The 19,225-nt window shown below is 70.8% G+C and carries 19 protein-coding genes and 1 tRNA gene; 7 read left to right on the top strand and 13 right to left on the bottom strand.

Annotated features, from left to right (window positions below; genetic code table 11):
• Nucleotides 1-83 precede the first annotated feature (83 nt).
• The 4 genes from ACFYWI_RS08195 to ACFYWI_RS08180 form a co-directional block, all read right to left on the bottom strand.
• Nucleotides 84-806, bottom strand: a complete 723-nt coding sequence (locus ACFYWI_RS08195; protein ID WP_389227039.1) for an NDP-sugar synthase — start codon at nt 804-806, stop codon at nt 84-86.
• A 136-nt stretch (nt 807-942) separates the two neighbouring features.
• Nucleotides 943-1,365 (bottom strand): hypothetical protein, encoded by a 423-nt coding sequence (locus ACFYWI_RS08190; RefSeq protein WP_389227036.1) that lies wholly within the window; start codon nt 1,363-1,365, stop codon nt 943-945.
• Between the two features lie 204 nt (nt 1,366-1,569).
• Nucleotides 1,570-2,706, bottom strand: coding sequence for an ABC transporter ATP-binding protein (locus ACFYWI_RS08185; RefSeq protein WP_389227033.1), 1,137 nt, complete (start codon nt 2,704-2,706; stop codon nt 1,570-1,572).
• A 416-nt stretch (nt 2,707-3,122) separates the two neighbouring features.
• Nucleotides 3,123-3,410, bottom strand: coding sequence for a zinc ribbon domain-containing protein (locus ACFYWI_RS08180; protein ID WP_389227342.1), 288 nt, complete (start codon nt 3,408-3,410; stop codon nt 3,123-3,125).
• Nucleotides 3,411-3,771: 361 nt separating this feature from the next.
• On the opposite strand from ACFYWI_RS08180, the gene ACFYWI_RS08175 reads away from it, so the two are divergent.
• Nucleotides 3,772-3,849 (top strand) — tRNA-Thr (locus ACFYWI_RS08175).
• 85 nt (nt 3,850-3,934) lie between these two features.
• A complete protein-coding gene (locus ACFYWI_RS08170) occupies nt 3,935-4,165 on the top strand; it encodes a hypothetical protein (protein WP_389227030.1) in 231 nt (76 codons plus the stop codon).
• Nucleotides 4,166-4,242: 77 nt separating this feature from the next.
• On the opposite strand, the gene ACFYWI_RS08165 is transcribed toward ACFYWI_RS08170, so the two are convergent.
• Both ACFYWI_RS08165 and ACFYWI_RS08160 read right to left on the bottom strand, forming a co-directional pair.
• A complete protein-coding gene (locus tag ACFYWI_RS08165) occupies nt 4,243-5,634 on the bottom strand; it encodes an NAD(P)/FAD-dependent oxidoreductase (RefSeq protein ID WP_389227027.1) in 1,392 nt (463 codons plus the stop codon).
• Between the two features lie 149 nt (nt 5,635-5,783).
• The gene (locus tag ACFYWI_RS08160) at nt 5,784-6,779 is read right to left on the bottom strand and encodes a zinc-binding dehydrogenase (protein WP_389227024.1); all 996 of its coding nucleotides are present in this window, start codon (nt 6,777-6,779) and stop codon (nt 5,784-5,786) included.
• Between the two features lie 142 nt (nt 6,780-6,921).
• Between ACFYWI_RS08160 and ACFYWI_RS08155 the strand changes: the two genes are divergently transcribed.
• A complete protein-coding gene (locus ACFYWI_RS08155) occupies nt 6,922-7,596 on the top strand; it encodes a pentapeptide repeat-containing protein (RefSeq protein WP_389227021.1) in 675 nt (224 codons plus the stop codon).
• Here the strand turns inward: ACFYWI_RS08155 and ACFYWI_RS08150 are convergent.
• Nucleotides 7,593-8,093, bottom strand: coding sequence for a hypothetical protein (locus tag ACFYWI_RS08150; protein ID WP_389227339.1), 501 nt, complete (start codon nt 8,091-8,093; stop codon nt 7,593-7,595). The genes ACFYWI_RS08155 and ACFYWI_RS08150 overlap by 4 nt on opposite strands.
• A 209-nt stretch (nt 8,094-8,302) precedes the next feature.
• Here ACFYWI_RS08150 and ACFYWI_RS08145 point away from each other — a divergent pair, with 209 nt between their 5' ends.
• Nucleotides 8,303-9,706 carry a M1 family metallopeptidase gene (locus ACFYWI_RS08145; protein ID WP_389227018.1) on the top strand — a complete coding sequence of 468 codons (1,404 nt, stop codon included), beginning with the start codon at nt 8,303-8,305 and terminating at the stop codon, nt 9,704-9,706.
• A gap of 188 nt (nt 9,707-9,894) precedes the next feature.
• On the opposite strand, the gene ACFYWI_RS08140 is transcribed toward ACFYWI_RS08145, so the two are convergent.
• On the bottom strand, nt 9,895-10,470 hold the full coding sequence (locus ACFYWI_RS08140) for a TerD family protein (RefSeq protein ID WP_389227015.1): 576 nt from the start codon (nt 10,468-10,470) through the stop codon (nt 9,895-9,897).
• Between the two features lie 207 nt (nt 10,471-10,677).
• Here ACFYWI_RS08140 and arfB point away from each other — a divergent pair, with 207 nt between their 5' ends.
• Nucleotides 10,678-11,106 carry an alternative ribosome rescue aminoacyl-tRNA hydrolase ArfB gene (gene arfB, locus ACFYWI_RS08135; RefSeq protein ID WP_389227012.1) on the top strand — a complete coding sequence of 143 codons (429 nt, stop codon included), beginning with the start codon at nt 10,678-10,680 and terminating at the stop codon, nt 11,104-11,106.
• A 179-nt stretch (nt 11,107-11,285) separates the two neighbouring features.
• Here the strand turns inward: arfB and ACFYWI_RS08130 are convergent, their stop codons facing one another.
• The gene (locus ACFYWI_RS08130; RefSeq protein ID WP_389227009.1) at nt 11,286-11,840 is read right to left on the bottom strand and encodes a flavin reductase family protein; all 555 of its coding nucleotides are present in this window, start codon (nt 11,838-11,840) and stop codon (nt 11,286-11,288) included.
• 294 nt (nt 11,841-12,134) lie between these two features.
• Here ACFYWI_RS08130 and cdgB point away from each other — a divergent pair, with 294 nt between their 5' ends.
• Both cdgB and ACFYWI_RS08120 read left to right on the top strand, forming a co-directional pair.
• A complete protein-coding gene (gene cdgB / locus ACFYWI_RS08125) occupies nt 12,135-13,778 on the top strand; it encodes a diguanylate cyclase CdgB (RefSeq protein ID WP_389227006.1) in 1,644 nt (547 codons plus the stop codon).
• 87 nt (nt 13,779-13,865) lie between these two features.
• Nucleotides 13,866-14,825 carry a carbohydrate-binding protein gene (locus ACFYWI_RS08120; protein ID WP_389227003.1) on the top strand — a complete coding sequence of 320 codons (960 nt, stop codon included), beginning with the start codon at nt 13,866-13,868 and terminating at the stop codon, nt 14,823-14,825.
• Between the two features lie 24 nt (nt 14,826-14,849).
• Here ACFYWI_RS08120 and ACFYWI_RS08115 read toward each other — a convergent pair whose 3' ends face one another.
• The 4 genes from ACFYWI_RS08115 to ACFYWI_RS08100 all read right to left on the bottom strand — a co-directional run bounded on the left by ACFYWI_RS08115 (nt 14,850) and on the right by ACFYWI_RS08100 (nt 19,142).
• Nucleotides 14,850-15,701 carry a ketose-bisphosphate aldolase gene (locus ACFYWI_RS08115; RefSeq protein ID WP_389227000.1) on the bottom strand — a complete coding sequence of 284 codons (852 nt, stop codon included), beginning with the start codon at nt 15,699-15,701 and terminating at the stop codon, nt 14,850-14,852.
• A gap of 204 nt (nt 15,702-15,905) precedes the next feature.
• Nucleotides 15,906-16,832 (bottom strand): 1-phosphofructokinase family hexose kinase, encoded by a 927-nt coding sequence (locus ACFYWI_RS08110; protein WP_389226997.1) that lies wholly within the window; start codon nt 16,830-16,832, stop codon nt 15,906-15,908.
• Between the two features lie 244 nt (nt 16,833-17,076).
• Nucleotides 17,077-18,249, bottom strand: coding sequence for an N-acetylglucosamine-6-phosphate deacetylase (nagA, locus tag ACFYWI_RS08105; RefSeq protein WP_389226994.1), 1,173 nt, complete (start codon nt 18,247-18,249; stop codon nt 17,077-17,079).
• Nucleotides 18,249-19,142: an ROK family protein gene (locus ACFYWI_RS08100; RefSeq protein ID WP_389227336.1), complete on the bottom strand. Its 894-nt coding sequence runs from the start codon at nt 19,140-19,142 to the stop codon at nt 18,249-18,251. Before ACFYWI_RS08100 ends, nagA begins: the two co-directional genes overlap by 1 nt.
• Between the last annotated feature and the right edge of the window lie 83 nt (nt 19,143-19,225).

Raw genomic sequence — 19,225 nt, 5'->3', positions numbered from 1 at the left:
AACGGCACTCCACGGCGAAGGGCGGCCACCTCACACCCCGGGTGACCGCCCTTCTCGCGTCCTCGCCTCCATCGACGCGTCCGTCAACGCGCCTGAGAGGCAAGCTCCTTGGCGGCCTCGGTGAGGTCCTTCGCCGTGTCGATCGCCCGCCAGTACGCGCCCTGCGGCAGCGGGAAGCCCGCCAGCCGCCGCTCACGTGCCAGACCCGGGAACGTGGTGCGCTCATGGTCGCCCACGTCCGGCAGCAGCTCGACGAACGCCGACGAGAACACGTACACACCCGCGTTGATCAGATACGGCGAGGGCGGGGACTCGATGAAGTCCGTGATGTGCCCGAAGGCGTCCGTCTCCACAGCGCCCCAAGGGATACGGGGACGGGCGAGCGCAAGAGTCGCTATGGCATCGCGCTCGGAGTGGAACGCGGCCATCTCACGCAGCGAGAAGCGGGTCCAGATATCGCCGTTGGTGGCGTACCAGGGCTGATCCGGGTGGGGAAGCCGGGCGGCGGCGTACTTCAGGCCGCCACCACGGCCCAGCGGCTCCGTCTCCACGACCGTGGTGACGCGCAGCGGGAGTTCGGCGCTCTCCAGCCACTCCTGGAGAACCTCGGCGAGATGACCGCACGAGACGACGGCGTCCGTCACGCCCTCCGCGGCCAGCCAGGCGAGCTGGTGCCCGATGATCGGGGTCCCCGTACCCGGGATCTCGACCATCGGCTTGGGACGGTCGTCGGTGTACGGGCGCAGCCGGGAGCCCTGGCCGCCGGCCAGGACCACGGCCTGCGTCGGATACGTAGGCGTTTGCATGCCGTGAACCCTATGCGGCGGCCTCAACGTGACGCAGACCGGACCCGCGTCGGCGGGCCCGGTCCGGCAGACGGCTCGGAAATCAGCTCGGGGAGCAGCTCGAGGAGCGGCTCGGGCATCGGCTGCCCGGCGTCTCTCAGCTGCCCTGTGCCTGCCGCGCGACGCCGGAGGCGAAGGATGTGTCGCAGACCGGCCGCGAGAAGGACTGGGCGCGTGTGGGGCCGTAACGGTCCACGGCTGCCCGGCCGAGGGCGCGGGCGATCGACATGCAGTGCGCGGCGAGCGACGGACGCGCCTCGACCTCGCGCTGGAGCCGGGTGAGCGCAGTGCTCGGGTTCTTCGTCTGCAGCTCGGTGAGCAGCCGGTCGAGCAGAAGGTCCTGCGGGGCACGGGACTTGGCGCGTACGGACACGTCCTCGGACGAGGCGCTGAGCATCTGCGACTGGGTGGCCGGCCCTGCCCACGGGACGCTGGTGACCGCGAGGGTTCCGGAGAGCACCAGGACGACGGGCAGAACGAGGGCGAGAGTGCGGCCGATTCGGCGTGCTGTGTGGGTCACGCGAGCGAGCGTAGCGGGCAGTGATGATTTGGCGACATTTAGTCACTCACGCGAGGGACGGTTCGATGCTTCCTTTCGAATCGCGTGTTGACGAGTGGGGATGAAATGCCAGAACTGTGCAGATCTGTCGGCGTATTTGTCGGCCTGAAGGAAAAGCCGGACCCCGCACCGAAGTGCAAGGCCCGGCTCTCACTCACTCATCACTCAGTCGCTGAGGCGCTCGCCCGTCGAGGTCGAGAAGACGTGGAGCTCACCCGCACGCGGCACGACGTGCAGCTCGCTGCCCTTGTCCGGCACGGAACGGCCACCGACACGGACCACGAGGTCCTTGTGCGCACCGCCGACCTGGGCGGAGCCGTACACGTACCCGTCGGCGCCGAGCTCCTCGACGACATTCACCGAGACGGCGAGACCGGCCGGAGCGTCCTCCGCGTCCTTCGACAGCGACGCGGCAGCCGCGCCGCCGTGCTCGACGACATCGAAGTGCTCGGGACGGACGCCGACCGTGACGGTCGTGTCGCCCTTGTCCGCGGCGGCGGCCAAGGCCTCACGGGAAACGGGGACGACGCTGTTGCCGAACCGCACACCACCGTCGGTGATCGGAACCTCGACCAGGTTCATGGCCGGTGAGCCGATGAAGCCGGCGACGAAGAGGTTCACGGGACGGTCGTACATGTTCCGCGGCGAGTCGACCTGCTGCAGCAGACCGTCCTTGAGCACCGCCACACGGTCACCCATGGTCATGGCCTCGACCTGGTCGTGCGTGACGTACACCGTCGTGATGCCGAGACGGCGCTGGAGCGACGCGATCTGCGTACGGGTCGAGACGCGGAGCTTGGCGTCGAGGTTCGACAGCGGCTCGTCCATGAGGAACACCTGCGGCTCACGCACAATGGCGCGCCCCATCGCGACACGCTGCCGCTGACCACCGGACAGGGCCTTGGGCTTGCGGTCCAGATAGTCGGTGAGGTCGAGGATCTTCGCGGCCTCTTCGACCTTCTTGCGGATCTCGCCCTTGTTGACGCCGGCGATCTTGAGTGCGAAGCCCATGTTGTCGGCGACGGACATGTGGGGGTACAGCGCGTAGTTCTGGAACACCATCGCGATGTCCCGGTCCTTGGGCGGCAGGTGAGTGACATCACGGTCGCCGATCCGGATGGATCCGCCGTTGACGTCCTCGAGCCCGGCGAGCATGCGCAGAGAGGTGGACTTGCCGCAGCCGGAGGGCCCGACGAGTACGAGGAACTCGCCGTCCTCGGTCTCGATCTCGAGCTGGTCGACGGCGGGCTTGTCGGAGCCCGGGTAGATCCGGGTTGCCTTGTCGAACGTGACAGTGGCCATGCTGATGCGTCTCCTTCACCGGCAGGAACGTGCCGGACGATCCGTTGTAAAGGATGGATGGGTCTAGTCCACCGGAGCGGACCTCCCGTGACGCTACCTGGCGATTTCACATCTGTCAGCAGTCCATGGGTGACCAAATCCTCGCCCCGGACACGTGGACGGCCGAGTGCCGGCTTTCGCCTGGGGACGGGTACCGGCAGAGCAACGCACTTTTGACCTCAGCGCGCTTGCCGCGCGCCCCGCTGCCCTCGCGGGCAGCACCTCCTGCTTCGACGCCCATCGCCGGCCCGGCGCGACCCTCAGGGGCCACACCGGACGGTCTTAATGCGGGCTCCACAGGCATAACGGCCGACGGCCCGTCGGTCCGCACTCCTCCTGCGCCGCCAGAAGCACCTCATTCAGCTCTGATGCCTTGATCACCGGCGGTGGTGTCTTCCCAGGGGGAGGGCCATCGCTACCAGCCAGTACAGCAGCATCCCCTCGTCCCGGACATTCACCGCCGCATTCACATCACGGTCGTGCACCACGCCGCACTCCCGGCAAGCCCATCCCCGGACCGATACATCGAGCCGTGGACCCTTTACGTGACACGCGGAGCAGCGGCGTGTCGACGGAAAGAAGCGCCGATGCTGCTTCCAGGCAGCCGCCCGTAGGGCGAGACCTTCGTTGTAGACCCACCGACAGGCGCCGAACGTCTGCTCCAGCTGCTCGGCATGGTCGGGTGCCGGAAGAAGCGGAAGCGGTAGACGCGCTGCTGGGTACCTGATTCCTTGGCCCGGCTCTTCATGGGCGTCGCCATGCGCTGGTGATGCTTGCGCCGGTCGGCGATACCCAGGACCTCGCGCTTGACGCGCATGGCCTCGTTACCGACGACGAGCGTCGGCTGGTCCGGTGCCTCCGTCATGTCCAGCCTCCCCACGCTGTCTGGTGGTTGGAACAGAACTTCAGTCCGCTCAACGAACGCATGGGCGGGTGGTTACGGCGGGCGTGAACTTCATGGATGGCTGATCGCAGCTCTGTGTAGAGTGGGATCGCCTTCTCGCGCGGATAACGCTGCGTGATGCTGCCCCCTTAGCTCAGTTGGTTAAGAGCGCTTGACTTGTAATCTTGAGGTCGTCGGTTCGAATCCGACAGGGGGCTCCACCGAAACCGTGTCCCGGACCGTCCAGGTCCGGGACACTGGCGTTTTTGCGGGTGTTTTGGATGTGCCTGGGGAGGGGTGCGTCGGATGAGCCGTCGTTCCAGTGGACTGATCGGGAGCTGGGCGGAAGCGCAGCGGCAGGACCAGCGCCGGCGGGAGGCGCAGCGGTGGGCCGGGGTGAGGGAGCAGCAGGCGGCGTATCGGCGGCAACGCGAGGCCGATGTGCTGCGGCGGACGCAGGAGCTGGATGCCCGGGTGGCTGTGCTGGAGGGGCTGCTGGTGGGTGCCGGGCGTCGGCATTTCGAGTGGGGGCCTTGAGGCGTGACGAGGCGGTCGAGCCGCCCAGCAGTCCCCGCTGTGTGGCCGGGCGGCTGGTTGCCGCCCGGCCGGGCTGTTCAGTGGCGGCCCGAGATCTTGTCCGCCAGGGTGGCGATGCGGTTCGTCGTGGTCGCGTGGGTCGTGGATTCGCGGCGGTCCGCCGTGCGGTAGGCCGCGTACAGCGTCTGGACTCCGAGCCAGCGCAGGGGTTCGGGTTCCCATGTGCGGACCTTGTGGTTGACCCAGGGGAGGGCCGTGAGGTCGGTGGGGCCCGACTGGCCCGAGTCCTGCTGGATCAGGTCGCGCAGAGTGCGGGCGGCGAGGTTGGCGGTGGCGACGCCGGAGCCCACGTAACCGCCGGCCCAGCCGAGGCCGGTGCTGCGGTCGAGGGTGACGGTGGCGCACCAGTCGCGGGGGACGCCGAGGACGCCGGACCAGGCGTGGTCGATGCGGGCGCCGGCCGTGGTGGGGAAGAAGCGGACGAGTAGGTCGCGCAGGGCGTCGATGGTGGCGGGCTGGGTGCGGCCGTCGTTGTCCGTTCTGGAGCCGTAGCGGTAGGGGACGCCGCGGCCGCCCAGTGCGATGCGGTTGTCGGCGGTGCGCTGGGCGTACATGTAGGCGTGGGCCATGTCGCCGAGGGTTTCGCGGCCGTCCCAGCCGATGGTGTCCCACACGGACCGGGGGAGGGTCTCCGTGACGATCATGGAGGAGTTCATGGGGAGCCACGTGCGGTGCTGGCCCTTGAGGGAGGCGGTGAAGCCCTCGGTGCAGCGCAGGATGTAGGGGGCGCGGACGGTCCCGTACGGGGTGATGGCGTGCTTCGGCCTGATCTCGGTGACGGGCGTCGATTCGTGGATCGTCACGCCGAGCGCTTCGACTGCTGCCGCCAGGCCTTTGACGAGTTTGACGGGGTGGAGGCGGGCGCCGTGGGGGGTCCAGGTGGAGGCGATGGCGCCGGTGACGCGGATGCGGTCGGCGGTTTCGCGGGCGCCGCGCAGGACGCGGTCCTTTTCACCGAAGGCGATCTCGACGGCGTGGAAGGCTTTGAGGCGGGCGAGTTGGGCGGGGGTGTGGGCGATTTCGAGGACGCCGCCGTGGTGGATGTCGGCCTCGATGCCTTCTTCGCCCGCGACCTTGATGACCTCGTCGACGGTGTTGTTCATGGCTTGCTGGAGGCGGACGGCTGCGTCGTGGCCGTGGAGTCTGGCGTAGCGGTCGCGTCCCGCGATGCCGTTGTAGAGCCAGCCGCCGTTGCGGCCGGAGGCGCCGTAGCCGCAGAACTTGCTTTCCAGAACGGTGATGTTGAGGAAGGGCACGGCCTTTTTGAGGTAGTACGCGGTCCACAGGCCGGTGTAGCCGCCGCCGACGATGCAGATGTCGGCCGCGGTGTCGCCGGGGAGGGGTTCGCGGGGGACGGGGGTGCCGTCCTGCGCGTACCAGAACGATATGCCGCCGTTGACGGTGTTCATGTCTGCTGCTGCTTCCCTGCCGGTCGTGGGGGGTGCGTGTGGCGGGAATCTACTGCTGCGGCAGTGTCTGCGCGACGCGGGGATGCACCGGTTGACCGACGGGGCGTTGGCGGGGCTGGGTCGTAGCGGCTTTTCGGTGTCCGGGTCGGCTACGGGACGAGGACGACCTTGCCGATGGTGCCGCGGTTTTCCAGGGCGTGGTGGGCGGATGCGGCCTGGTCGAGCGGGAAGCGGTGGACGGCGGGACGCAGCCGGCCGGCGGCGGCTTCGGCGAGGGCGCGGGTTTCGAGGGCGCGCAGGCCACCTGCCCTGTCGAGCATGACGGGGCCGAGGACGCTCTCGGAGGTGATGCCGCGTTCGGTGAGTTCCTCGTCGGTGAAGGTGAGCGGGGTGCCGTCGAGAAGGTCCTGGCTGGACCAGCCGAAGACGATGTGCCTGCCGCCCTTGCCGAGGAGGTCGACGGCCTTGCGGCCGGTGGGGCCGCCGACGGAGTCGTAGACGACGGTGGCGTTGCGGTCGCCGAGGTGGGCGCGGGCCTGGCCGGGCCAGTCGGGGAGGGTGTAGTCCAGGGCGAGGTCGGCGCCGTTGGCCTGGACGCGCGCGACTTTTTCGGGGCCGCCGGCGAGGCCGATGACGGTGGCGCCGGCGTTTTTGGCGTACTGGACGATCAGGGTGCCTATTCCGCCGGCCGCGGCGGGGACGAGGGCGATGTCGTCGGGGCCGAGTTCGGTGAACTGGAGGATGCCGAGGGTGGTGCGGCCGGTGCCGATCATGGCGACGGCCGCGGCTTCGTCGAGGTGGTCGGGGACGGTGTGGAGTCTGGCGGAGTCGGTGACGGCGAGTTCTGCGTAGCCTCCGGGGTTCATGCCGAGGTGGGCGACGACGCGCTTGCCGAGCCAGCCGGGGTCGGTGTTCTCGCCGAGGGATTCGACGGTGCCGGCGACTTCGCGGCCGGGGACGGTGGGCAGTTCGACGGGTGCGGGGTAGGGGCCCTGCACGCCTTCGCGCAGCGCGGCGTCGAGGAGGTGGACGCCGGCTGCGGCGACGGCGATCCGCACCTGGCCGGGCCCGGGTACGGGGTCGTCGGTCGTCTCGTAGGTGAGGTTTTCGGCGGGGCCGAAGGCGTGGAGACGGATGGCGTGCATGGTGGCTCCTGTAGGTCTGCGGGTGCGCGGTGGCTACGAGGAACACTGTTCAACCTCAAGCTTGCTCGAGGTCAAGCGAGGGACTGGCGAACTGCCCGACGGTGAGGCCGGCGTTGTCAGTGCCGGAGGTCACCATGGGGTCATGGCGAAGGCACGCAGGAGGACGACGGCCGCGCGGGTGGCGGAGGTGCGGCTGCCGCCGCTGGAGACGTACGAGGGAGGTGGTCTCGAGCCGGACGGGGACTACGACGGTCTGGAGTTCTCGGGGCTCGATCTCGGCGGGCAGTCGGGGCGGGGCGCGCGGTTCATCGACTGTGCGCTGCGGGAGTGTGCGCTGGATGCCACGGAGCTGGTCCGGGCTCGTTTCGTCGACAGTGTGCTGAGCGGTGTGCGGGGGGTGGGTGCGGATCTCGGGGGTGCGTCACTGCGGGATGTGGAGGTGGTGGACGCGAGGCTCGGCGGGGCGCAGCTGCACGGGGCGGTGCTGGAAAGGGTGCTGGTGAGGGGAGGGAAGATCGACTATCTGAATCTGCGGGAGGCGAGGCTGACGGATGTCGTCTTCCAGGGATGTGTGCTGTCCGAGGCGGATTTCGGGAGTGCGCAGCTGGAGCGGGTGGAGTTCCGGGACTGCGTGCTGCGGCGGGTGGACTTCACGGCGGTGCGGATGAAGGACGTGGACCTGCGGGCGGTTGCGGAGCTGGACATCGCGCGGGGGGTGGAGCGGCTGGCGGGGGCGGTGATCAGTACGGCGCAGCTGCTGGATCTGGCACCGGCGTTCGCCGCGCAGATCGGGGTGCGGGTGGAGGATGCCGGCTAGGCGGTGCGGGGGAAGCGGGCCTGGAGGTCCCAGATCACGGGGTTGTCGGCGAGGCCTTCGTGCATGTCCGTGAGGTCGGCGATCAGGTCGTGCAGGAAGTCGCGGGCCTCGCGGCGGAGCTCGCCGTGGTTGAAGGTCAGCGGCGGCTCGTCGCCGGGCATCCAGTCGGCCTCCACGTCCACCCAGCCGAAGCGCCGCTCGAAGAGCATGCGGTCGCTGGATTCCGTGAAGTCGAGCTCGGCGTACTGGGGCACCGAGGCGCGGCTGCCGAGAGGGTCGCGGTCGAGCTGCTCGACGATGTCGCACAGTGCCCAGGCGAAGTCCAGGACCGGCACCCATCCCCAGGCTGTGGACACCTCGCGGTCCTCCTTGGTGTCCGCGAGGTAGACGTCACCGCAGAAGAGGTCATGGCGCAGGGCTTGGACGTCCGCGCGTCGGTAGTCGGTCTGCGGGGGGTCGGGGAAGCGGCGCGAGAGGGAGTAGCCGATGTCGAGCACGGTCGATGGTCCCATGCCGCGGGGGCGCCGGTGGCTGCGAGGGGCGAGGGCGGGGGCACAGGTGGGGTCCGACGGCTCGATGCCGCCGTCGCCGCCGAAGGGGGCGCGCAGCCCGCGCGCAGCCCGGGCGTCGCCTCGCTCGCCGTGGGGCCGACCGCGGGATCGGGCTCGGGGCCGTGGGGGAATCGTCACCCGCCTAGGATCATGGAGTGGACCCGCGCGCTTTTTCCCGTACCGCAGCCCCGGCTGCCGCTCTCGCCCTGCTGGTTCTCGTGGGCGGCACGGGCTGCACCGGTGGCGATACGGGTGTGCGGGGCACGCCGGGTGCCGTGGGCCTGCGCGACCCGTACTTCCCCAAGCTCGGCAACGGCGGCTACGACGTCCGGCACTACGACCTCACCCTCGACTACGACCCGGCCGGCGACCGCCTGAAGGGCACCGCGGAGATCACCGCACGTGCCACCCAGGACCTGAGCGCCTTCCATCTCGATCTGCGCGGGATGACGGTCGAGGGGGCAACGGTCGACGGGGTGAAGGCCGCGGCCAACCGGGCCGGTGGGGAACTGACGGTGCGTCCGCGCGACGACATCGACAAGGGCGCCGAGTTCCGTACCGTCATCCGCTACTCCGGCACCCCGGAGACGATCATCGGCCCCGACAAGTCCGAGGAGGGCTGGCTGCCCACCGAGGACGGTGGGCTCGCGGTCGGTGAGCCCACCGGTTCCTCCGCCTGGTTCCCCGGCAACCACCACCCCTCCGACAAGGCGACGTACGACATCGAGGTGACCGTCCCCAAGGGGCTCAAGGCCGTCTCCAACGGTGAGTTGACGGGCGAGCGCACGAGCGGCGGGCGCACCACCTTCGCCTGGCACGAGGCGCAGCCGATGGCGAGCTATCTGGCCACGCTCGCCGTCGGCGACTTCCGGGTGACGTCCTCGCGCACCCCCGCCGGGCTTCCCGTGCTCACCGCCGTCGACCCGGCGGTGGCCAAGGACAGCGCGGCGCTGCTGGGCAGGATCCCCGAGGTCATGGAATGGGGGGCGAAGAACTTCGGCCCGTACCCGTTCTCGTCGACCGGCGCGATCGTCGTGCCGACGGACGAGGTCGGCTACGCCCTGGAGACGCAGTCCCGTCCCGTCTTCCCGGTGGACCAGTTCGACGAGGAGACCCTCGTCCACGAGATCGCGCACCAGTGGTTCGGCAACTCGGTGTCGCCCGCGTCCTGGCAGGACGTCTGGCTCAACGAGAGCTTCGCCACCTACGCCGAGTGGCTGTGGATGGAGGACGTGCACGGCACCCCGGTGCGCAAGCCCTTCGACGCGGCATTCGCCGACGACGCGAACTGGGCCTTCCCGCCGGCCGATCCGCCGGGGGAGGAAGACCTCTTCGGCGGCCCTGTGTACCAGCGCGGTGCCATGGTCCTGCACAAGGTGCGCCAGGCGGTCGGCGACGAGACGTTCTTCTCGGTCGTGCGGGGCTGGGCGGCGAAGTACGGCCACTCCAACGCGACCACCGACGACTTCGTCACGTATGTGGAGGTGGAGACGGGTCAGGATCTGACCGAGCTGTGGGACGTGTGGTTGTACGGGGACAAGAAGCCGGCCCGGCCCTGAGCCGACCGCCCGGCTGCCCGCGGCGCCCCATCGGATGCCCCCTGGGGGAGCCGGCCGGTGCCCGCAGCCGGTGCGTTGGCGGGGGGCCGGGTGAACACGCCTCACGGTCGGGGGCTCGACGGCTCATAGGGACACAGAGGGCCCCGGCGCCCGCCGGGGCCCTCTGTCCTACCGCTGGGGTCCGTACGTCAGAGGTTGACGCCGAAGTCGCGGGCGATGCCCTCGAGGCCGGAGGCGTAACCCTGGCCGACGGCCCGGAACTTCCACTCCGCGCCATTGCGGTACAGCTCGCCGAAGACCATGGCGGTCTCCACGGCGGCGTCCTCGCTCAGGTCGTAACGGGCGATCTCGGCACCGCCGGCCTGGTTGATGATGCGGATGTACGCGTTGCGCACCTGGCCGAAGTTCTGCGAGCGGGTGACCGCGTCGTAGATCGAGACCGGGAAGACGATCTTGTCGACGTCGGCGGGCAGGCCGGCCAGGTTGACGTTGATCTGCTCGTCGTCGCCGCCGCCCTCGCCGGTGCGGTTGTCACCGGTGTGGACGATGGTCTGGTCCGGGGTGGACTTGTTGTTGAAGAAGACGAAGTGGGCGTCGGAAGCGACCTTGCCCTGCCCGTTCACGCCGATGGCGGAGGCGTCGAGGTCGAAGTCGGTGCCGGTGGTGGTACGGACGTCCCAGCCGAGGCCGACCGTGACGGCGGTCAGGCCCGGTGCCTCCTTGGTGAGCGAGACGTTGCCGCCCTTGGACAGGCTTACTGCCATTGGGAAGTCCCCTTCGTGGTCGAGTGTGTCGGTCTTCGAGTCGTTCCGAAGGTACCGTCACCCGTCATAACGCAGGCAGGGGACTGCGAGGTTCCATGCCGGAGCGGGGAAAACGGAGCGGGGAGGACGGGGCACGGAAAACGGGCAGGGAACACTGGCGGCGAAAAGCGGGTGACGTGTCCACCGAACACAGGCGACCATGGACCCATGTCCGGGCCCTACATCATCCGTGGCTCGGTCTCCCTGCCGGAGGCCGAGCTCATGTGGCGTTTCTCGCGGTCCTCGGGGCCCGGCGGCCAGCATGTCAACACGAGCGACTCGCAGGTGGAACTGCGCTTCGACCTCGCGAAGACGCAGGCTCTGCCGCAGGTCTGGAAGGACCGCGCGCTGGAGCGGCTCGAGAGCCGCCTGGTCGGCGGCGTGATCTCCGTCCGCGCGTCGGAACACCGCTCCCAGTGGCGCAACCGTGAGACGGCGGCGGTGCGGCTGACGTCCCTGCTGGCGGAGGCAACCGCGCCGCCACCGCGGGCGCGCCGGTCCACGAAGATCCCCCGCGGCATCAACGAACGCCGCCTGCGCGAGAAGAAGCAGCGAGCGGACGTCAAGCGGGGGCGGACCGGGCGGGACTGGGACTGACGTTCCCTCCGCGGCCTCGCCCCTGCGGCCCCTCTTCCCGCGCTCGAGGCCACGCCCCGGACCATCGTGCCGCGCCCGCGGCGCTGCGAGCGTGTCGGGCCTCCGTCGCGGGCCCCGCGGCCGGCTCGGCGCGCGCAGGACCGGGCGGGCTCGCCGCCCCCCGGCAGGTCCGGCGGCTCTCAGCCCAAGTGGCGGTAGCGGCCCTTGAAATACGTCAGCGGGCCGATCTCCCCGCTCCCCAGGCCGACCTTCAGCACGCGGCCGATCACCAGCGTGTGGTCGCCGGCCACGACCCGCTGTTCCGAGCGGCATTCCAGCGTCGCCGGTGCGCCGACGATCAATGGCGCCCCGCACACCTCGCCCCGCTCGTTCGGGATGTCCTCGAACAGCAGGCGGTCGCTGACGCGGCCCTTCATCGAGAAGCGGCCGGCGATGTGGCGCTGGCTGTCGGCGAGCATCGAGACGCCCCACAGTGGCTGTTCCGCGAGCAGGTCGTCCATACGGGAGCCGTTGCGCAGACTCACCGTCACCAGCGGGGGCTCCAGCGACACCGACATGAACGCGGTGGCCGTCATGCCCACGTCCTCGCCGCGCGGTCCGTCGTCGGGGTCGTGCGCGGTCACCAGGACCACTCCCGCGGCCAGACGGGCCATGGCGGCGCGGAACTCCTCGTTGCTCACCCCCTCAGCATGGGGGATGGCAACGGGGGCGGAAGCGGGGGTCGTCTGCAACACACCCGGAACGCTAGTCTCGGCCGTCCTCGCCCGCATCGGGCCAGGGGACCAGGCCGGGCACGGTCCGGTCCTAGGACTTGTGCCGGGAATCCGCGTTCAAGAAAGCGACGGCCTCCTCGCGTCCGCGGCACCTGACTCTTCATCATCTGATGTGACTTGACTCACAGAGGGCAGTATTTGTTGACCCTGTGTACCGAGTGGGCAGCTCACTGTGATTCAGTGGCCGGGACAACCGAACCAATACGCCGATGAGAACCCTGGAGTTTGCTGTCGAGGTCTCGGGGAGAGCGAGCGATGGAGACCGAGTCGGAGCCCTACGTCCGTCTTGCGACCCTGCGGCAGCTGCACCAGGTGGTCGCGGACCTCAACACGGCCCGTAGCCTGGCCGACACCCTGCAGACCGTCGCCGACGGCATCGTCGTGGGCCTCGGCTACGAGCTTGCCTGTGTCAACCTCGTGCGCCCCGATGGTGATCTCGTCGTCGCCGCGTTCGCCGGCAGCGCCGCCGCCGAAGCCCTGATCACCGGCCGCGTCGGCTCCCGCCCCTCATGGGAGCGCCGGCTGTCCATGGGCGAGGCGTGGGGCGAGCTCCGCTTCATACCGCACACCGAGGGCTGGGTCCTCATAGAGGACGACGTCCCGCAGTGGCACACGGAGGGCCCCGAGCCCCGCTTCGAGGACGAGTGGCACCCGTCGGACCGTCTCTACGCCCCCATGTACGCATCGGGCGGCGGCCGCGAGCTGCTGGGCGTGATCTCCGTCGACCGGCCGCGCAACGGCCGCCGGCCCGGCGCCTGGGGCCAGGAGGCGCTGCAGATGTACGCCTCCCAGGCGGCGATCGCGATCAGCAACGCCCGGCTCCGCGCCAACATGCAGCGCGCCCTGGTCCGCCTGGAGCGCGAGCAGCAGGCCCTGCGCGCCAGCGAGGAATCCTTCCGTCAGGCGTTCGAGTACGCGCCCAGCGGCATGGCGATCGCCGAGATGGGCGGCGATCAGCACGGCCGGCTGCTGCGTACCAATGACGCCCTGTGCCGCCTCCTGGGCCGGCCGGCCTCCGCGATGCGCCGCTACTCGTTCGCCGACCTGGTCCACCCGGAGGACGTCGGCACGCTGCTGCGCACCTCCGCCGAGGGCGGCCGCGCCGAGATCAGGCTGGGCCGCCGGGACGGCACGTACATCTGGGTGTCGCTGCGCAACTCCGTGGTCGCCGACACGGCCGACGGCCCCCGTTTTCTGCTGACGCACGTCGAGGACATAGAGGACCGCAAGCGGCACGAACTGCAGCTCGCGCACCGGGCCAGCCATGACGCCCTCACCGGGCTGCCCAACAGCGCCGAGCTGCGCGCCCGGCTGAGCTCCCGGCTGTGTGAGCGGCCGCATGCGGCGTACGCCAGTGACATCCAGACCCTGGACGCCGCCTACGACGGGGACGGCGAGGGCGGCTTCCGCGGCGACGGGTTCGACTTCGACGCGGTCGGCGGCCGCGGGTACGACCACCATGTGCACACCGTCGCCCCGGCGGGTGATGTCGACGACGGGACCAAGGGGCTCGCGGTGCTCTTCTGCGACCTGGACGGATTCAAGTCGATCAACGACCGGTTCGGGCATCAGACGGGCGACGCGGTGCTGGTCGAGGTCGCGCGCAGACTCACCACAGGAGTACGGGACGGGGACACCGTGGCCCGGCTCGGCGGCGACGAGTTCGTGGTCCTCGCCGATGGCCTGGGCGCCGCGGACGCCGCGGACCTGGCCGTTCGTCTGCGGAACGCGATCATTCTGCCCATCCGGGTGGGCGGCAGGGGCGTGCGGGTCGGGGCGAGTTTCGGGATCGGCTGGGCGAGTTGCGGGATGTCCGTCGAAGAGGTCCTGCAGTCGGCCGACCAGCGGATGTACATCGAGAAGCGGTCGCGCGCCAAGGTCCACCGCCGAGCCGGATGAGGCCCACGCCACCCGATGGACCGGCCCGTACCGGGTAGGCTCGCCCGCGTCAGCGTTGTGCTGACGAGATGCTGAGGAGTGACTGGGATGACGGCCGCGAACAACGGCGCGAGCACGCCCGAGGACGACGACCCGTTCGGCTACCTGTACGAGGACGGGCAGGCCGCGGGCGCCACCCCGCCCGGCCAGGGACGCGGTTACGGCTACCCCGGTCCCGCCGCGCAGCCCGGGGTCCCCAGGACCTCGTACAACCAGGTCCGGACGGTCGGCGAGCGCCGCCAGTACGGCCAGGTCCCGCAGCAGCAGGCCTACGGGCAGCCGGCCCCGCACTACGCGGCACCGGAGACGTATCCCGGCAGCGGCACCGCCACCCGCCAGATCCCGGCCCAGCAGGGCCAGGGCGGCGGTCATGGCGGCGGCCGCAGTGGCGGACCCAACACCAAGGGGCTGCTGATCGGCGCGATCGCCGTGGTCGCGGTCGTCGTGATCGGCATCGGCGCGGCGCTGATGTCCGGTGGCGACGAGAAGGACAAGGCGGGCGACCAGCCGGGCGGGGGCGGCAGCCCGGCTCCGGCCGAGTCCGTCGGTCAGAGCCCGGAGCCCACCCCGGAGGACCCGGCGCCGGCCGAGCTCCCGAAGCAGGACGCGGCCACCCTGCGCCTCGGGCCGCCGGCCACGCTGGGCAAGGACATCCCGGGCGCGAAGGGCGCCGACGGCGCGTATGTGATGTTCAACGGTGTCGGAGGCTCGGCCGGCTGGTCGGTCGACGTGCCCGAGGCCGGCGAGTACACGATGTTCATCACGTACAGCGTGCCCGGCAAGGATGCCAAGACATCGCTGACGATCAACAGTGGCCAGCCCCGTTCGATCAACATGTCGAACTTCGCGAAGGCCGCCGAGGGCGACTGGGCCAAGGGCTGGACCCACACCTACGCCTACGTGAACCTGGAGAAGGGCAAGAACGACCTCAAGATCTCCTGCGAGCAGGGCGATCAGTGCGAGGCGTACCTCGACCAGGTCTCGCTGAAGGCGGGCCAGGCCGGCTGAGTCCCCTCGGATGCCCGGCGCCCCTCAGGAGCCGAGCACCCGCAGAAAACCCGCCACCGTCCCGGTCATCGCCTCGCGAGCCGGGGCGAGGTATTTCCGGGGGTCGACGCCGCGTGGTTCGGCTTCCAGGCACATGCGGACAGTGCCGGTGAAGGCCGTGTTGAGGGCCGTGCCGATGTTGATCTTGACCATGCCGGAGGCGACGGCCGCGCGGATCTGCTCGTCGGGAACGCCGGAAGAGCCGTGGAGCACCAGCGGGACGGGCACGGTGGCGCGCAGGCGGGCGATCAGGTCGTGGTCCAGTGTGGCGGTGCGCTCGGTCATCGCGTGCGAGGAGCCGACGGCGACGGCCAGCGCGTCCACGCCGGTGTCGGCGACGTAGGCGGCCGCCTCGGCCGGGTCGGTCCGTACGCCGGGGGCATGCGCGTCCAAGGGGGCCTCGCCCTCCTTGCCGCCGACCTTTCCGAGCTCGGCCTCGACCCAGATGCCGCGCTCATGGCCCCAGCGCACGGCCGCTGCCGTGGCCGCGACGTTCTCGGCATACGGAAGCTTGGACGCGTCGAACATCACGGAGCCGAAGCCCGCCTCCTGGGCTGCGTGCAGCAGGCCGGTGGAGACCACATGGTCGAGGTGGAGGGCGAGCGGCGCGGAGGAGGCGCGGGCGACGGCTGCGGCGGCCGCGGCGATCGCGTCGAGGCGGCCGCCGCGGAATTTCACCGCGTTCTCCGAGATCTGCAGGATCGCGGGCATCCCTGCCTGTTCGGCCCCGGCGGCGATCGCCTCCGCGTGCTCCAGGGTGATCACGTTGAAGGCGGCGAGGCCGCGTCCGGCGGACGCGGCGGCACGGACGAGTTCACCGGTGCTGACGAGTGCCATGACGATCCCGATTCCCGGGCCGCGCGGGCCCGTTTGTGCGCGAGCGGAGGCGAATACGTGCCGCGGCCACGACGGCGTCGGCGCGGCGGTGTGCCTGAGGTGCGGGCGGCGGTGGCCCGACGGTGGGCCGTTCGCGCGCGGCGGGCACGGGGCGGGCGCTCGGCCGCCGGGCCGCAGAGGCCGGGCCACCGCGCCCGCCGCGGCTCACGCCGCGGCCGCGCGTTCGGTCACCGCGATCTGCGGGAGCAGGTTCTCGTATGCCGTCGCGTCGAACTCGCCCGCCGCAGGGGCCAGCACGGTCGCCGCCGACAGGGCCACCGCGCGGGACAGCCGCTCGGGCCACGGGAGTTGCTCGACCAGGCCCGACAGCAGGCCGGCCACGGCCGAATCGCCCGCACCGGTCGGGTTGCCCTTGACGGTGGCCGGCGGGATGGCCTGCCAGACGGTGTCCGGCGTGGCCGCGAGCAGCCCGTCCGGGCCGAGGGAGGCAACGACGGTGTGGGCGCCTCGGCGGCGGGCGTCGTGGGCCGCGCGCCGGGGCTCGCGGGAGCCGGTGAGCTGGGCCAGTTCGTCGGCGTTCGGCTTGACCAGGTCGGGGCGGGCGGCGATGCCGCGGCGCAGCGGTTCGCCACTGGTGTCCAGCAGCACCGGGACGCCCGCCGTGCGGGCGCGGCGCACGAGTTCGGCGTACGCGCCGACGTGGATGCCGGGCGGCAGGCTGCCGCACAGGGCGACGGCGCCGGCCCGGCCCAGCAGCGCGGTGTACATGTCGAGGAACGCGGTCCACTCGTCGGCGGTGACTGCGGGGCCGGGTTCGTTCAGCTGCGTGGTGTTGCCGGTGGAGGTGTCCACGACGGCGAGAGTGCGCCGCGTGTTCCCGGCGATCGGCACCAGCGCGTCCTGTACCGGCAGAGGGGCCAGCAGATCCCGCAGTACGGCCCCGACCGGGCCGCCCGCGAAGCCGGTGACGACCGCCTCGTGGCCGAGCGCGGTCAGTACCCGGGCGACGTTCAGCCCCTTGCCGCCGGGCCGTTCGCGTACCTCGCCGACCCGGTGGCTGGCATGCGGGGTGAGGGCTGCGACCTGGTAGGTGATGTCGAGGGCGGCGTTGAGCGTCACCGTAAGGATCACCCGCCGACACCCCCAGGAAACGCGTTCGCCGTGCTCGTACGGGCCCTGATCATGCCAAACGGAAGGCGGTTGGCCCAGACCCCGGTGCCGGCCACGCAGCAAGTGGGGCCATCCACGTGGAAACCGGAGCACGACAGCAACCACCGACGGCCCCTGCCGTGGTGAACCACGGCGCCGTCGGGCCGTGGTCCTCCACGAGGGCGTTCGGGGCCAACCCCGTGGAAACCACAACGTCACAGCAACGTCAACGGCTCCTGCCCCGGTGAACCACCACCTCGTTGCGCACCCACTTTCCCTTGCGCATCACGCCCTTCAGTCTGAACCCGGCGTCCAGGACCACCAGGTCCGCGTCCTTGCCCGGCTCCAGCGAGCCGACCGTGTCGTACAGGCCGAGCAGCCTCGCCGGGTTGGCGGAGATGGCGCGGACGACGTCCTCGACCGGGATGCGGTCGACGGTGACGGCCCGCTTGAAGGCGGTGTCCAGAGTGAGCGTCGATCCGGCGATCGAGCCGCCCTCCACGAGCCGGGCCACCCCGTCCGTGACGTCGACCGCGAGCGGTCCGAGCTCGTAGCGGCCGTCGCCGAAGCCCGCGGCGTCCATGGCGTCGGTGATGAACGCGACCCGGTCCGCGCCCGCGCGGTGGAAGGCGAGTTCGAGAGCGGCGGGGTGCAGATGGGTGCCGTCGTTGATGAGCTCGACGGTGATCCGCTCGTCCTCGAGCAGCGCCGCGACCGGTCCCGGCGCGCGGTGCCCGAGGGCGGGCATGGCGTTGAAGAGGTGGGTGGCGACGGTCGCGCCCGCGTCGATCGCCTCGAGGGTCTGCTCGTACGTCGCGTCCGTGTGCCCGATCGCGGCGATCACACCGTGCTCGGAGAGCAGCCGCACGGAGTCGATGCCGCCGGGCAGTTCGGTGGCGAGGGTGACCATCTTGGCGGTGCCGCGCGCCGCGTCGATGAGCTTTCGGACCTCGGCGGGGTCGGGGTCGCGCAGCAGGTCCTCGCTGTGTGCGCCCTTGCGGCACGGCGAGATGAACGGCCCCTCGAAGTGGATGCCCGCCAGGTCGCCCTGCTCGACGAGTTCGGACAGGAATCCGGCCCTGTGGGCGAGGAAGTCCATCTCGCCGGTGACGGTGGAGGCGACGAGGGTGGTGGTGCCGTGCTCGCGGTGGGTGTGTACTCCTCGCAGCACGTCCTCGGTGGTGCCGGAGGTGAAGGAGGCACCGCCGCCGCCGTGGTTGTGGAGGTCGACGAAGCCGGGGACGACCCAGTGCCCTGACAGATCGAGGGCGGGTGCGTCGGCCGGTGCGGAGCCGACGATCTTCGTGCCCTCGATGACGACCCGTCCGTTGTCGACGGTCCCGGTCGGCAGCACGACCCGGGCTCCGGCGAGAACTGTGGCTGTGGCGCGAGCGGCCATCAGGCGGATACCTCCGTGGCGAGTAGATCCCAGGCGAGCAGCCCTGCGCCCAGGCATCCGGCGGTGTCCCCGAGGGCCGCCGGGACGATGGCGGGCAGCTTCTGGAACGTCACACGCTCCTCGACCGCGGCCCGAAGGGGTGTGAACAAGGTTTCCCCTGCCTCGGCGAGCCCGCCACCGATGATCAGAGTGCGCGGGTCCAGCAGGGTGAGCGCGGTGACCAGCCCGTCGGCGAGCGCGGCCACGGCCTCCTGCCAGACCTCCAGGGCCGCCGGATCGCCTGATTCGACGGCCTTCGCGCAGTCGGCGGCGTCCGCCTCCGCGTCGCCGGATGCGGTGGCCCAGGCGCGGGTGACCGCGGAGGCGGAGGCGAGGGTCTCCAGGCACCCGTACTGCCCGCAGCCGCAGGCAGGTCCGCCGGGCCGTACGACGATGTGGCCGATCTCGCCCGCGCAGCCGTGCGCACCGGCCTCGATGACGCCCGCGATGCCGATGGCTCCGGCGATTCCGGTGCCGAGCGGCACGAACAGGAACCGGTCGGTGCCCCTGCCGGCTCCTATGCGGCCCTCGGCGAGCCCGCCGGTGCGTACGTCGTGGCCCAGGGCGACGGGTGCGCCGCCGAGCCGCTCGGCGAGCAGGGCGCGCAGGGGTACATCGCGCCAGCCGAGGTTCGCGGCGTAGACGGCGATGCCGTTCTCGGCGTCGACGATGCCGGGGACCGCGACTCCGGCGGCCCGGGCGGTCGTGCCGAGGTGCTCGGTGCCGTAGGCGCGCAGGTCGGCGGCGAAGCCGAGGATGGACTCGACGACGGCGTCCGGTCCACGGTCGCGCCCGGTCGCGCGCCGTGCCTCGTACAGCAGCGTCCCGTCCGCCCCGACGAGGGCAGCTTTCATCCCGGTGCCGCCCACATCGAGGGCGATGACGTGTCTCACGAGGACAGTCTCGCGTGCGGACCAGAATAGGTCTAGTCCACTGT

The sequence above is a fragment of the Streptomyces sp. NPDC002889 genome (genome assembly GCF_042888425.1).
Lineage (GTDB): Bacteria > Actinomycetota > Actinomycetes > Streptomycetales > Streptomycetaceae > Streptomyces.
The sequence above is the reverse complement of the archived record's forward strand: the minus strand, read 5'-3'. Positions and strand labels throughout refer to the sequence as shown.

What these genes read in the sequence shown, in the direction of transcription:
- ACFYWI_RS08155 (WP_389227021.1), top strand. Translation starts at nt 6,922, where the DNA reads ATGGCGAAGGCACGCAGGAGGACGACGGCCGCGCGGGTGGCGGAGGTG.
- ACFYWI_RS08185 (WP_389227033.1), bottom strand. Translation starts at nt 2,706, where the DNA reads ATGGCCACTGTCACGTTCGACAAGGCAACCCGGATCTACCCGGGCTCC.
- ACFYWI_RS08100 (WP_389227336.1), bottom strand. Translation starts at nt 19,142, where the DNA reads ATGAAAGCTGCCCTCGTCGGGGCGGACGGGACGCTGCTGTACGAGGCA.
- ACFYWI_RS08115 (WP_389227000.1), bottom strand. Translation starts at nt 15,701, where the DNA reads ATGGCACTCGTCAGCACCGGTGAACTCGTCCGTGCCGCCGCGTCCGCC.
- ACFYWI_RS08120 (WP_389227003.1), top strand. Translation starts at nt 13,866, where the DNA reads ATGACGGCCGCGAACAACGGCGCGAGCACGCCCGAGGACGACGACCCG.
- arfB (WP_389227012.1), top strand. Translation starts at nt 10,678, where the DNA reads ATGTCCGGGCCCTACATCATCCGTGGCTCGGTCTCCCTGCCGGAGGCC.
- ACFYWI_RS08140 (WP_389227015.1), bottom strand. Translation starts at nt 10,470, where the DNA reads ATGGCAGTAAGCCTGTCCAAGGGCGGCAACGTCTCGCTCACCAAGGAG.
- cdgB (WP_389227006.1), top strand. Translation starts at nt 12,135, where the DNA reads ATGGAGACCGAGTCGGAGCCCTACGTCCGTCTTGCGACCCTGCGGCAG.
- nagA (WP_389226994.1), bottom strand. Translation starts at nt 18,249, where the DNA reads ATGGCCGCTCGCGCCACAGCCACAGTTCTCGCCGGAGCCCGGGTCGTG.
- ACFYWI_RS08170 (WP_389227030.1), top strand. Translation starts at nt 3,935, where the DNA reads ATGAGCCGTCGTTCCAGTGGACTGATCGGGAGCTGGGCGGAAGCGCAG.
- ACFYWI_RS08160 (WP_389227024.1), bottom strand. Translation starts at nt 6,779, where the DNA reads ATGCACGCCATCCGTCTCCACGCCTTCGGCCCCGCCGAAAACCTCACC.
- ACFYWI_RS08165 (WP_389227027.1), bottom strand. Translation starts at nt 5,634, where the DNA reads ATGAACACCGTCAACGGCGGCATATCGTTCTGGTACGCGCAGGACGGC.
- ACFYWI_RS08195 (WP_389227039.1), bottom strand. Translation starts at nt 806, where the DNA reads ATGCAAACGCCTACGTATCCGACGCAGGCCGTGGTCCTGGCCGGCGGC.